The 13723-nt window shown below is 52.9% G+C and carries 11 protein-coding genes and 2 tRNA genes; 2 read left to right on the forward strand and 11 right to left on the reverse strand.

Annotated elements, in window-relative coordinates:
• Positions 1-181: 181 nt before the first annotated feature.
• The 4 genes from infB to ACZ6J2_RS14295 all read right to left on the reverse strand — a co-directional run bounded on the left by infB (position 182) and on the right by ACZ6J2_RS14295 (position 5161).
• Positions 182-2869 carry a translation initiation factor IF-2 gene (gene infB / locus ACZ6J2_RS14280; protein WP_029739629.1) on the reverse strand — a complete coding sequence of 896 codons (2688 nt, stop codon included), beginning with the start codon at positions 2867-2869 and terminating at the stop codon, positions 182-184.
• A 24-nt stretch (positions 2870-2893) separates the two neighbouring features.
• Positions 2894-4396, reverse strand: coding sequence for a transcription termination factor NusA (gene nusA, locus ACZ6J2_RS14285; RefSeq protein WP_029739628.1), 1503 nt, complete (start codon positions 4394-4396; stop codon positions 2894-2896).
• Between the two features lie 28 nt (positions 4397-4424).
• Positions 4425-4877, reverse strand: a complete 453-nt coding sequence (rimP, locus tag ACZ6J2_RS14290; RefSeq protein WP_014833432.1) for a ribosome maturation factor RimP — start codon at positions 4875-4877, stop codon at positions 4425-4427.
• A gap of 207 nt (positions 4878-5084) precedes the next feature.
• Positions 5085-5161: transfer RNA gene (locus tag ACZ6J2_RS14295), tRNA-Met, on the reverse strand.
• Positions 5162-5448: 287 nt separating this feature from the next.
• Here ACZ6J2_RS14295 and argG point away from each other — a divergent pair.
• Positions 5449-6795 carry an argininosuccinate synthase gene (argG, locus tag ACZ6J2_RS14300; protein WP_333090897.1) on the forward strand — a complete coding sequence of 449 codons (1347 nt, stop codon included), beginning with the start codon at positions 5449-5451 and terminating at the stop codon, positions 6793-6795.
• Between the two features lie 190 nt (positions 6796-6985).
• On the opposite strand, the gene ACZ6J2_RS14305 is transcribed toward argG, so the two are convergent.
• From ACZ6J2_RS14305 to rlmE, 6 genes are all read right to left on the reverse strand, one after another.
• Positions 6986-7072, reverse strand: a tRNA-Leu gene (locus tag ACZ6J2_RS14305).
• Between the two features lie 9 nt (positions 7073-7081).
• Positions 7082-7414 carry a preprotein translocase subunit SecG gene (gene secG / locus ACZ6J2_RS14310; RefSeq protein ID WP_023333590.1) on the reverse strand — a complete coding sequence of 111 codons (333 nt, stop codon included), beginning with the start codon at positions 7412-7414 and terminating at the stop codon, positions 7082-7084.
• 223 nt (positions 7415-7637) lie between these two features.
• Positions 7638-8975: a phosphoglucosamine mutase gene (gene glmM, locus ACZ6J2_RS14315; protein ID WP_471726020.1), complete on the reverse strand. Its 1338-nt coding sequence runs from the start codon at positions 8973-8975 to the stop codon at positions 7638-7640.
• Complete coding sequence (gene folP, locus ACZ6J2_RS14320) at positions 8968-9816, reverse strand: dihydropteroate synthase (protein WP_023309340.1); 849 nt, start codon at positions 9814-9816, stop codon at positions 8968-8970. Before folP ends, glmM begins: the two co-directional genes overlap by 8 nt.
• Before the next feature lie 98 nt (positions 9817-9914).
• A complete protein-coding gene (ftsH, locus tag ACZ6J2_RS14325) occupies positions 9915-11849 on the reverse strand; it encodes an ATP-dependent zinc metalloprotease FtsH (protein WP_010436002.1) in 1935 nt (644 codons plus the stop codon).
• A gap of 102 nt (positions 11850-11951) precedes the next feature.
• Complete coding sequence (gene rlmE, locus ACZ6J2_RS14330) at positions 11952-12578, reverse strand: 23S rRNA (uridine(2552)-2'-O)-methyltransferase RlmE (RefSeq protein ID WP_003861812.1); 627 nt, start codon at positions 12576-12578, stop codon at positions 11952-11954.
• A gap of 127 nt (positions 12579-12705) precedes the next feature.
• On the opposite strand from rlmE, the gene yhbY reads away from it, so the two are divergent.
• Positions 12706-12999 carry a ribosome assembly RNA-binding protein YhbY gene (yhbY, locus tag ACZ6J2_RS14335; RefSeq protein ID WP_003861814.1) on the forward strand — a complete coding sequence of 98 codons (294 nt, stop codon included), beginning with the start codon at positions 12706-12708 and terminating at the stop codon, positions 12997-12999.
• 151 nt (positions 13000-13150) lie between these two features.
• On the opposite strand, the gene greA is transcribed toward yhbY, so the two are convergent.
• Positions 13151-13627, reverse strand: a complete 477-nt coding sequence (gene greA, locus ACZ6J2_RS14340; RefSeq protein WP_014171793.1) for a transcription elongation factor GreA — start codon at positions 13625-13627, stop codon at positions 13151-13153.
• Between the last annotated feature and the right edge of the window lie 96 nt (positions 13628-13723).

The following is a 13723-nucleotide window of genomic DNA, read 5'->3' on the forward strand; positions in this document are numbered from 1 at the left end:
AGCCCCTTTTAAAATTATTGCCGGGTGGCGCTTCGCTTACCCGGCCTACGCTAGTTAATCTTCTAAGGATTTTGGGTTGCAACAAGGCGGCAAGCTCGTGAATCCCCGGGAGCATAGATAACTATGTAACCGGGGTGAACGAGCGCAGCCAACGCAGTGGCGGCCCAAAAGCCGACGAAGATTAAGCGATGGTACGCTGAATTTCGATGATCTCGAACACTTCGATCATATCGCCAACGCGAACGTCGTTGTAGTTCTTCACGCCGATACCACATTCCATGCCGTTACGGACTTCGTTAACGTCATCTTTGAAGCGGCGCAGGGATTCCAGCTCGCCTTCGTAGATAACCACGTTGTCACGCAGTACGCGGATTGGGTTGTGACGCTTGATGTTACCTTCGGTAACCATACAGCCCGCGATCGCACCGAATTTCGGTGATTTGAACACGTCACGTACTTCAGCCAGACCGATGATCTGCTGTTTCAGCTCAGGAGACAGCATGCCGCTCATCGCTGCTTTCACTTCGTCGATCAGGTTATAGATGACGGAGTAGTAACGCAGATCCAGGCTTTCGGCTTCAATTACTTTACGCGCAGATGCATCCGCACGAACGTTGAAGCCAACCAGGATAGCGTTGGAGGCAGCAGCCAGGGTCGCGTCGGTTTCGGTGATACCACCTACGCCAGAACCGATGATCTTCACTTTCACTTCGTCGGTAGACAGTTTCAGCAAGGAGTCGGAGATCGCTTCCACAGAACCCTGAACGTCAGCTTTCAGAACGATGTTCACTTCGTGAACTTCGCCCTCGGTCATGTTGGCAAACATGTTCTCGAGTTTAGATTTCTGCTGGCGAGCCAGTTTAACTTCACGGAATTTGCCCTGACGATACAGCGCAACTTCACGCGCTTTCTTCTCGTCACGCACAACGGTCACTTCGTCACCGGCAGCCGGAACACCGGACAGACCCAGGATTTCCACTGGAATGGACGGACCCGCTTCCAGAACTTCCTGACCCAGTTCGTTACGCATCGCACGAACGCGGCCGTATTCGAAGCCACACAGAACGATGTCGCCCTTGTTCAGCGTACCTTCACGAACCAGAACGGTTGCAACCGGACCACGACCTTTATCCAGGAAGGATTCGATTACCGCGCCGCTCGCCATACCATTACGGATCGCTTTCAGCTCCAGTACTTCAGCCTGCAGCAGGATCGCGTTCAGCAGGTCGTCGATACCGGTACCCGCTTTCGCAGATACTGGGATGAACTGCGCTTCACCGCCCCACTCTTCCGGCATAACGCCGTACTGAGACAGTTCGTTCTTCACGCGGTCCAGATCGGCTTCTGGCTTATCGATTTTGTTGACTGCAACAACCAGAGGCACCTGCGCCGCTTTCGCGTGCTGGATAGCTTCGATGGTCTGTGGCATCACGCCGTCGTCTGCGGCAACAACCAGTACAACGATATCCGTTGCCTGAGCACCACGAGCACGCATTGAGGTAAACGCTGCGTGGCCTGGGGTATCCAGGAAGGTGATCATGCCGTTTTCGGTTTCTACGTGGTAAGCACCGATGTGCTGGGTAATACCACCCGCTTCACCAGAGGCAACCTTAGTAGAACGAATGTAGTCAAGCAGAGAGGTTTTACCGTGGTCAACGTGACCCATGATGGTCACAACCGGTGCACGCGGTTCAGCCGCAGCGCCAGTATCACGGTCGCTCATTACTGCTTCTTCCAGCTCGTTTTCACGACGCAGGATAACTTTGTGGCCCATCTCTTCAGCAACCAGCTGTGCGGTTTCCTGGTCGATGACCTGGTTGATGGTCGCCATGGCGCCCAGTTTCATCATCGCTTTGATGACCTGAGAGCCTTTAACCGCCATCTTGTTCGCCAGATCGCCAACGGTGATGGTTTCGCCAATCACGACGTCACGGTTAACGGCCTGAGCAGGCTTCTGGAAGCTCTGCTGCAGAGCGGAACCTTTACGCTTACCGCCTTTACCGCCGCGAACAGCAGCGCGTGCTTCTTCACGGTCAGCTTTGGATTCAGCGTGCTTGTTGCCTTTTTTCGCCGGACGCGCTGCTTTTGCATTACGGCCACGGCCACGACCGCCTTCAACTTCACGGTCGTTATCATCTTCAGCCTGACGCGCATGCTGAGAAGTGGTCACGTGATAGTCGCTGGTGTCTTCAGTCGGCTCAACGGTATTCACACCATTCTTCTCGTTTTCTTCTGCCATACGGCGCGCTTCTTCGGCGACGCGGCGAGCTTCTTCTTCCAGCTTACGGCGGGCTTCTTCTTCCGCTTTACGCTTCAGCTCGGCAGCTTCATTTTCACGGCGGGCTTTTTCAGCCTGGGCGGTTTTGGTCATTTCGTCTGTCTGTTGATTGCTCACTTTGTCTTTTTCCGCAGCGTCACGCTTCACTTTATCACTTGCGTCGCGTTTCGCTTTTTCTGCGGCCTCACGTTCAGCTTTTAATTCTGCTTCACGTTTGGCGGTTGCTTCCGCCTCACGCTGAGCTTGTTCTTCCGCTTCACGCTGTGCCTGCTCTTCCGCGGCAAGGCGTTCTGCCTCTTGCGGATCACGTTTTACAAAGGTGCGCGTCTTGCGGACTTCAATTTGGACCGATTTGCTTTTGCCACCGGTACCAGGGATGTTTAACGTGCTACGCGTTTTGCGCTGCAGCGTTAACTTGTCAGGCGTAGAACCGTGTTCACGGTTCAGGTGCGTTAACAAGGTTTGTTTTTCTTGCGCGGTCACCGAGTCATCAGCGGACTTCGGGATCCCTGCATCAGCAAATTGCTGTACCAGGCGGTCCACGGAGGTCTGAATCTCAGCAGCCAGCGATTTTACAGTTACATCAGTCATGCTGTTCCTTCCTGCTACAGTTTATTACGCTTCGTCGCCGAACCAGCAAATATTACGTGCGGCCATGATGAGCTCGCCGGCTTTCTCGTCGGTTAAACCTTCGATATCAGCCAGGTCATCAACGCCTTGCTCAGCGAGATCTTCCAGCGTACAAACACCACGGGCAGCCAGCTTGAACGCAATCGCACGATCAAGACCTTCCAGATTCAGCAGGTCATCAGCCGGCTTCTTATCGCCAAGGCTTTCTTCCTGAGCCAGTGCCAGGGTGGTCAGTGCGTTTTTAGCGCGTTCACGCAGGGCTTCAACGGTTGGTTCATCCAGACCGTCAATTTCCAGCAGCTCTTTCATTGGCACGTAGGCCAGTTCTTCCAGCGTAGAGAAACCTTCTTCAACCAGAACAGTGGCGAAGTCTTCGTCAATATCCAGGTATTTAGTGAAGGTATCGATCGCCGCATGGGCTTCAGCCTGATGCTTAGCCTGCAGGTCATCAACGGTCATTACGTTGAGTTCCCAGCCGCTCAGCTGTGACGCCAGGCGTACGTTCTGACCGTTACGGCCGATTGCCTGCGCCAGGTTGCCCGCTTCAACAGCGATATCCATGGTGTGTTTGTCTTCGTCAACAACGATAGACGCCACATCAGCTGGAGCCATTGCGTTGATCACGAACTGCGCCGGGTTGTCATCCCACAGAACGATATCAATACGTTCGCCGCCCAGCTCAGTTGAAACTGCCTGAACGCGCGCACCGCGCATACCGACGCAAGCACCGACCGGGTCGATACGCTTGTCGTTGGTTTTCACCGCAATTTTCGCACGGGAGCCCGGATCGCGAGCCGCCGCTTTAATCTCGATAACTTCTTCACCGATTTCCGGCACTTCGATACGGAACAGTTCTACCAGCATTTCTGGTTTAGAACGGGTCACGAACAGCTGTGCACCACGCGCTTCAGGACGAACGGCGTACAGAACACCGCGGATACGGTCGCCTGGACGGAAGTTTTCACGCGGCAGCATATCTTCACGCAGGATCACGGCTTCAGCGTTACCCGGCAACCCTTCGGATTTGATCTCCAGGGAGATGTTGTCGCGGTTCACTTTCTTCACCACGCCGGTGATGATTTCGCCTTCCTGATCGCGGAACTGATCGACAACCAGCGCGCGCTCGGCTTCGCGCACTTTCTGCACGATAACCTGTTTAGCGGTCTGGGTCGTGATACGGTCGAAGGTCACAGATTCAATCTGATCTTCAACGTACTCACCCACGTTCAGACTTTCGTCTTCAAAACGGGCGGCTTCCAGCGTGATCTCTTTGGTCGGCTGGGTCACTTCTTCAACGATTACCCAACGACGGAATGTGTCGAAGTCACCGCTTTTACGATCGATTTCTACGCGAACATCGATCTCTTGTTCGTATTTTTTCTTGGTTGCTGTAGCCAGTGCACTTTCCAGCGCTTCGAAAATCTTCTCACGCGGCAGTGATTTCTCGTTGGAGACGGCTTCAACAACAGCCAAAATTTCTTTGTTCATCGCGGGCTTTTCACCTCAATCCAGACTGTTAAAAGTGGGGAACCAGGTTCGCCTTCTGGATATTACTCAGCGCGAACACTTCATCTTTGCCTTCGACTGTCACCGTGATCATTTCACCATCAACGGCTTTGATAATTCCCTGCCATTTACGGCGGTTCTGTACGGCCATACGCAGAACGAGAGCCACTTCTTCACCGGTAAAGCGCACATAGTGCTCGGCCGTGAACATCGGGCGATCGAGGCCAGGTGAGGAAACTTCCAGGTTGTACGCAACGGTAATCGGGTCTTCAACATCAAGAACCGCACTCACCTGGTGGCTGACATCAGCACAATCATCAACATTGATGCCATCTTCACTATCAATATAGATGCGCAGCGTCGATGTACGGCCGCGAACGAATTCGATGCCGACCAGTTCGTAGCCCAGTGCTTCGACCGGTGCAGTAATCATCTCTGTTAATTTTTGCTCTAATGTGGACAAGCCCACCCCCAAGACATAAAAAAAGGGCGTAAAGCCCAGTTATTCTGTAGTCAGATAACAAAAAACCCCGATAAATCGGGGCTTTAGATAACTGAACCCTATAGCCACAACTGTGGCCTGGAGCACTTTCCGAAAGAATTTTTTCAAATCCAGCTACGAAGGCTCTAAGTCTTCACAGTATATTTGAAAAAGAACTTTATGGGAAAGTGGTTGCGGGGGCCGGATTTGAACCGACGACCTTCGGGTTATGAGCCCGACGAGCTACCAGGCTGCTCCACCCCGCGCCTGAAACGTGGCAAATTCTACGCGTTTTGGACAGAATTTGCAAATAATGCTGGGATTTGGTACCGAAGACGGGACGTAAAATCGGCGTTTAGTATATTGATAGTTGACCCCACCTGTCAACCCAACTTCCGCCAGATCGATTAGACCAAAATTTTTACAAAAAACGCACGACTCTCTTCCGGTCTTCGCCAAAAGATGATTAAATGAATACTCACTTATTTTGCATAAAAATGCACAAGAGAGCGAAAGCGGTCTCTAATCAGTCAATCAAGCAGGGTTTTATTCTATGACGACGATTCTCAAGCATCTTCCGGTAGGACAACGTATTGGCATCGCTTTCTCAGGCGGCCTGGATACCAGCGCTGCACTGCTGTGGATGCGCCAGAAGGGAGCGGTTCCGTACGCCTATACTGCGAACCTGGGTCAGCCGGATGAGGACGACTATGATGCCATTCCTCGTCGCGCTAAAGAGTATGGTGCAGAGAACGCGCGCCTGATTGACTGCCGTAAGCAACTGGTCGCTGAAGGTATCGCGGCTATTCAGTGCGGTGCGTTCCATAACACCACCGGCGGCCTGACCTATTTCAACACCACCCCGCTGGGCCGTGCGGTCACCGGTACCATGCTGGTTGCAGCAATGAAAGAAGACGGCGTCAACATCTGGGGTGACGGTAGCACCTATAAAGGTAACGATATTGAACGTTTCTATCGTTATGGCCTGCTAACCAACGCCGAACTGCAGATCTACAAGCCGTGGCTGGATACCGACTTCATCGACGAGCTGGGTGGCCGTCATGAGATGTCTGAGTTTATGATCGCCTGCGGTTTCGACTATAAGATGTCAGTCGAGAAGGCCTACTCCACCGACTCCAACATGCTGGGTGCGACGCACGAAGCTAAAGACCTCGAATTCCTGAACTCCAGCGTGAAGATCGTTAACCCGATCATGGGCGTGAAGTTCTGGGACGATAACGTCAAAATCCAGGCTGAAGAAGTTACCGTACGTTTCGAACGCGGCCATCCGGTTGCGCTGAACGGTAAAACCTTCTCTGATGATGTTGAACTGATGCTGGAAGCTAACCGTATTGGCGGTCGTCACGGTCTGGGCATGAGCGATCAGATTGAAAACCGTATCATCGAAGCGAAAAGCCGTGGCATCTATGAAGCCCCAGGAATGGCGCTGCTGCACATCGCTTACGAGCGTCTTCTGACCGGCATTCACAACGAAGACACCATTGAGCAGTATCACTCTCATGGCCGTCAGCTGGGTAAACTGCTGTATCAGGGCCGCTGGTTCGATCCACAGGCGCTGATGCTGCGCGATGCGCTGCAGCGTTGGGTGGCAAGCGCGATCACCGGTGAAGTCACGCTGGAACTGCGTCGCGGTAACGACTACTCCATCCTGAACACCGTGTCTGACAACCTGACCTATAAAGCAGAGCGTCTGACCATGGAGAAAGGTGAATCCGTGTTCTCGCCGGACGATCGTATTGGCCAGCTGACCATGCGTAATCTGGACATCACCGATACCCGCGAGAAGCTGTTCAACTATGTTGAGAATGGCCTGCTCTCCGCCAGTTCAGGTAACGGTCTGCCGCAGGTTGAAAACCTGGAGCACAGCGATAAGAAGTAATCGCTGATGTAACATGCAAAAGGCGCCCACAGGGCGCCTTTTTTATTTTGATTTTCGTAGGCCCGGTAAGCGCAGACCACCGGGCAACATGGCGGGTGGCGCATGCGCTTTCCCGCCCTACAAAAGATCGGGGACTCGCAATCTACAGACGAAAAAAAAGACGTCTTTCGACGTCTTTCTTCTGGAATATTGGTACCGAGGATGGGACTCGAACCCACAAGCCCGTTAGGGCACTACCACCTCAAGGTAGCGTGTCTACCAATTCCACCACCTCGGTACAGAATACTTAGTGCGGGATATCGCTGGTTGGCTTAGCCGGTGCAGCTGGCTGAGTCTGCTCAGTTTTCGCTGGCGCGCTCAGATTTTCCCACTCGCTTCCTTTGCTGGTCTTGTTGCTGTTGATATTGCCAAGCACCAGGCTGATGATGAAGAACAGCGTAGCCAGAATCGCCGTTGTGCGGGTCATGAAGTTCGCAGAACCACTTGAACCGAACAGCGTACCGGAAGCGCCTGCTCCGAAGGAGGCTCCCATATCAGCGCCTTTACCTTGCTGCAGCATGATCAGCGCTACGAGAGCGATGGCTACAATAAGGAAAATAACTAAAAGAGCTTCGTACATAATCAACCTGTTCCTTGCGGATTTGCCGCATACCAATGCTTCGACCAATTAGCAGGATTTTTGTTTCCCACTGAAGCGGGTGTGAATACTAACCAAAGCGAATGACCTTCGCAAGGGCATTTTTGACGCATTGTATCAACTGCGGAAAAAAACAGCAAAAAGCCATTAATTGCTTAAAACAAAGGCGACAAAAGCCGCCTTTTTATACATTTAGCGTGCACGATTATGCAGCTTTTACAGCATTCGCAATACGGTGTGCAAATTCGGTTACCTGCGCTTCGTCTTCACCTTCCACCATCACGCGGATCAGCGGTTCAGTACCGGACTTACGCAACAGCACGCGTCCACGATTGCCCAGGGCCGCTTCAACGTCAGTCATCACCGCTTTAACGTTCTCATTTTCCAGAGGATCGCCTTTACCGGCAGTGAAGCGTACGTTAACCAGGATCTGTGGGAACATTTTCATCCCGCTGCACAGATCGTGCAGGCTCATATGGTTGCGCGCCATTGCGGCAACCACCTGCAGCGCGGCCACGATACCGTCACCGGTTGTGGTTTTATCAAGCAGGATAACGTGACCCGAGTTTTCTGCGCCGATGCGCCAGCCCTTCTCCTGCAATTTTTCCAGCACATAGCGGTCACCCACTTTCGCGCGGACAAACGGAATACCGAGCTGTTTCAGCGCCAGTTCCAGGCCCATGTTACTCATCAGCGTGCCCACCGCACCGCCGCGCAGCTGGCCCTGACGCAGGCCCTCACGGGCAATGATGTAGAGGATCTGATCGCCGTCGACCTTGTTACCTTCGTGGTCGACCATGATCACGCGGTCACCGTCGCCGTCCAGCGCAATGCCCAGGTCGGCTTTCTCTGCCAGAACACGCGCCTGCAGGGCACGAACGTCAGTTGCGCCGACCTGCTCGTTAATGTTCAGACCATCCGGCTCGCAGCCAATGGTGATGACTTTCGCACCCAGTTCGCGGAAAACATTCGGGGCGATGTGATAGGTCGCGCCATTAGCACAGTCCACCACAATTTTGAGGTGAGCAAGGCTTAGCTCATTCGGGAAGGTGCCTTTACAGAATTCGATATAACGGCCCGCCGCATCAACGATACGGTTCGCTTTACCCAGCTCTGCGGAATCAACGCAGGTGATCTCTTTTTCCATTTCGGCTTCAATGGCTTCTTCCACGTCATCCGGGAGCTTGGTGCCGTCAATGGAGAAGAATTTAATGCCGTTGTCGTAGAACGGGTTGTGAGAAGCTGAGATAACAATCCCCGCTTCCGCACGGAAGGTGCGCGTCAGATACGCGACTGCAGGCGTTGGCATTGGGCCCGTAAAGGACGCGGACAGTCCAGCCGCCGCCAGACCCGCCTCCAGCGCGGACTCCAGCATATAGCCGGAAATACGGGTGTCTTTACCGATAATGATCTTACGGGAACCATGACGCGCCAGCACTTTGCCAGCAGCCCAGCCGAGCTTCAGGACAAAATCAGGGGTGATGGGAGCATCGCCTACACGCCCACGGATACCATCGGTACCAAAATACTTACGATTACTCATAGCGTTTGTTTTCCTTCGCTGCCAGTGTGGCTTCCACCACACGCATGGCTTCTACTGTTTCTTTGACGTCATGGACACGAATAATGTGCGCGCCCTGCATCGCCGCAATCACCGCGCAGGCCAGGCTGCCGCTCAGGCGTTCGCTCGGCCCCACGTTCAGCAACTGCCCAATCATCGACTTTCTCGACATCCCCACCAGCAGCGGCAGGTCAAAGTGATGGAATTCCGATAAGCGCGCAAGCAACGCATAATTGTGGGAGAGATTTTTACCGAAACCGAACCCCGGGTCGAGCAGCAATTTCTCTTTTGGGATACCTGCACGTTCGCAGCGCGCGATATGCTCAATAAAGAAGCGATTCACGTCGGCAAAGACATCGTCGTACTTCGGTGCTTCCTGCATGGTTTTCGGTTGGCCCTGCATGTGCATCAGGCATACCGGTAATCCCGTCTCTGCTGCTGCTTCCAGTGCGCCAGGCTCAGTGAGTGAACGAATATCATTGATAATGTGAGCGCCCACTCTCGCCACTTCACGAATCACTTCGGGTTTAGAGGTATCAACGGAGATCCATACTTCAAACCGCTGCGCGATAGCTTCAACCACCGGCACCACGCGCGCCAGTTCTTCTTCCACAGACACATCCGCTGCACCAGGACGCGTCGATTCACCGCCCACGTCAATGATGGTGGCACCCGCATTAATCATTAAATTCGCGTGCTTAACCGCCTCGATAAGCGTGTTATGCGTGCCGCCGTCAGAGAAGGAGTCAGGGGTAACATTCAGGATCCCCATCACATGGGGATGTGAAAGATCGAGATGCGAGTCCTGAGCGAATAATTTCATGGCGAAATCCCTGGTATCTATATCGTTAAACAGAAATGAAAAACCCCGGAGCAAGCTCCAGGGTTTGAAGTACAGACAAACGCTTCAACAGCAGTGACTTACTTATCGCCCAACTGTTCTGACATGGTGTTGCCCGGGTTTGGCGTACGCGGTTCATCAACCGGACGCGGCGCACGCGGGGTGCCATTGTTGTCAGAATTATTGGAAGCGCCTGGGTCTTCCCAGCCTGCTGGCGGACGCACTTCACGGCGCGCCATCAGGTCGTCAATCTGCGGTGCATCGATGGTCTCATATTTCATGAGCGCATCTTTCATCGAATGCAGGATGTCCATATTGTCGTTCAGGATCTGGCGTGCACGTGCGTAGTTACGCTCTACCAGAGATTTTACTTCCTGGTCGATGATACGAGCCGTCTCATCGGACATATGTTTCGCTTTAGCCACAGAACGGCCCAGGAATACTTCACCCTCTTCCTCTGCATACAGCAGCGGACCGAGTTTGTCGGAGAAGCCCCACTGCGTCACCATGTTACGCGCCAGGTTTGTCGCAACTTTAATGTCGTTGGACGCACCGGTAGAAACATGTTCCACACCGTAGATAATCTCTTCTGCCAGACGACCGCCGTACAGGGTCGAAATCTGGCTTTCCAGCTTCTGGCGGCTGGCGCTGATCGCGTCGCCTTCAGGCAGGAAGAAAGTCACACCCAGCGCACGACCGCGCGGAATAATCGTCACTTTATGCACCGGATCGTGTTCCGGCACCAGGCGACCAATAATCGCGTGACCCGCTTCGTGGTATGCCGTGGACTCTTTCTGCGCTTCCGTCATCACCATGGAGCGACGTTCCGCACCCATCATGATTTTGTCTTTCGCTTTCTCAAACTCCACCATCGATACGACGCGCTTGTTACCGCGAGCGGCAAACAGAGCAGCTTCGTTGACCAGGTTCGCCAGGTCAGCACCGGAGAAGCCCGGGGTACCGCGCGCAATGATTGCCGCGTCGATATCTGGCGCCAGCGGTACGCGACGCATGTGAACTTTCAGAATCTGTTCACGGCCGCGAACGTCCGGCAGACCCACAACAACCTGACGGTCGAAACGGCCTGGACGCAGCAGCGCGGGGTCAAGTACGTCCGGACGGTTAGTCGCCGCGATAACGATGATACCTTCGTTACCTTCGAAGCCGTCCATCTCAACCAGCATCTGGTTTAGCGTCTGTTCACGTTCATCGTGACCACCGCCCAGGCCTGCGCCACGCTGGCGGCCCACGGCGTCGATTTCATCGATGAAGATAATGCACGGTGCTGCCTTCTTGGCCTGCTCGAACATGTCACGCACACGAGATGCACCGACACCCACGAACATTTCGACGAAGTCAGAACCTGAAATAGTAAAGAACGGCACCTTCGCTTCACCTGCGATGGCTTTCGCCAGCAGGGTTTTACCGGTACCCGGAGGGCCAACCATCAGCACGCCTTTCGGGATCTTACCGCCCAGCTTCTGGAAACGGCTCGGTTCACGCAGGTATTCAACCAGTTCACCCACCTCTTCTTTCGCTTCGTCACAACCGGCGACATCAGCAAACGTGGTCTTGATCTGGTCTTCCGTCAGCATACGCGCCTTGCTCTTACCGAACGACATGGCACCTTTGCCACCGCCGCCCTGCATCTGACGCATAAAGAAGATCCAGACGCCAATAAGAAGCAGCATCGGGAACCAGGAAATGAAGATAGAAGCCAGCAGGCTTGGTTCTTCTGGCGGCTCACCTACCACCTTGACGTTTTTGGTCAGAAGGTTATCAAGCAGCTTAGGATCGTTCACCGGGATGTAAGTCGTGTAACGGTTACTATCTTTCTTGGTAACGTTGATCTCACGTCCGTTGATACGCGCTTCGCGAACCTGGTCCTGATTGACCTCCTGCAGGAAGGTAGAATAATCCACCTTGCGGCCATTCGACTCGCTGGGCCCAAAGCTCTGGAATACTGACATCAGCACAACGGCAATGACCAGCCAGAGTATTAGGTTTTTCGCCATGTCACTCAAGGGATTAACCTCATATTACAACTGTGTTAAAAACAGCGTCAGGATACTCTATATCCAGTTTCATTCAAACTTTCGCCTGAAATCTACCGGTTATCATTTTCGCCCGGTCGCTACAATATACACTTCTCGGGAACGGGCCCGGGAAGAGTCCGGCTTACGAACTTTAACCTTCGCAAACAGGGAGCGAATTTCCTTAAGATACTCCTCGAAACCTTCGCCCTGAAACACCTTCACAACAAAACTACCACCAGGCGCTAGTACATCACGACACATTTCTAACGCTAGCTCCACCAGATACATGGCGCGGGGGATATCCACCGCCGGTGTTCCGCACATATTTGGTGCCATATCTGACATGACAACCTGGACCTTACTGTCACCTACACGATCAAGTAACGCTTTCAGCACTAATTCATCACGAAAGTCGCCCTGAAGGAAGTCGACACCGACGATGGGATCCATTGGTAAAAGATCGCACGCGATGATTCGGCCCGTTCCGCCGATCTGCGTTACCGCATACTGGGACCATCCGCCAGGTGCCGCACCGAGGTCAACAACCGTCATCCCCGGCTTAAAAAGTTTGTCACTTTGCTGTATTTCATCAAGTTTAAACCAGGCACGGGAACGTAACCCCTTTTTCTGTGCCTGTTGAACATATTTATCGCTAAAGTGTTCCTGAAGCCAGCGGCTGGAGCTGGCAGAACGCTTTTTACCTGTCATTTAACATTTCCGTCCTGGTTCATCGTTACCTGCCTGTGACGTAAATTTCTACGCAGCTATTTGGCGATATAAGGGAGATGGCGGTAGAATGAACCGTTTTCAATCCCAACGTAAGCAAAAATATACGATGAATCTGAGTACTAAACAAAAACAGCACCTAAAAGGTCTGGCACATCCGCTCAAGCCTGTAGTCATGCTTGGCAACAATGGTTTGACCGAAGGGGTGCTTGCCGAGATTGAACAAGCGCTGGAACACCACGAGCTGATCAAGGTGAAAATCGCCTCTGAAGACAGAGACACTAAAAACCTGATCGTGGAAGCCATCGTGCGCGAAACCGGCGCCTGTAATGTACAGGTCATCGGTAAAACGCTGGTGCTCTACCGCCCATCTAAAGAGCGTAAAATCTCGCTGCCACGCTAAGGATATCCTGAATCAAACACATTTTCTGTGTGAAACGAGGGATTTCTGTCAGCAGGCGAGCAAAATGCCATGCTCCTTGAGTTGATAAAAGGCCGCTATGCGGCCTTTTTCTTTTCTTTACAATGTATCAACATCTTAGTAGAGAAGCGAATTACAGGTATTCAACCTTGATAATTTCGTATTCCACTTCACCGCCAGGGGTGCGGATGGTGACAACATCGTCCTGCTCTTTGCCAATCAGGCCGCGAGCAATCGGGGAGTTCACTGAAATCAGGTTCTGTTTGAAGTCTGCTTCATCATCACCCACGATGCGATAGGTCTGCTCTTCGTCGTTGTCCAGGTTCAGCACGGTAACGGTAGAACCAAAGATCACACGCCCATTATTAGGCATTTTGGTGATATCGATAACCTGTGCATTGGACAGTTTTGCTTCGATATCTTTAATACGCCCTTCACAGAAGCCCTGCTGCTCACGCGCGGCGTGGTATTCAGCATTCTCTTTCAGGTCGCCATGCTCGCGCGCATCCGCGATAGCGGCGATGATTTCAGGGCGACGTACGGATTTCAGGAAATCCAGCTCTTCGCGCAGTTTTTCGGCACCACGTAAGGTCATCGGAATAGCTTGCATTTGTTATACCTCTTAAACATTCCTGTTGGGAGCAGTGTTCCCTGCTCCTGCCCCCCTAAGCGGGCAAGAAGCAAAAAGAAAACCGACCCGGGAGCA

It is taken from the genome of Enterobacter sp. E14S (assembly GCF_055666685.1).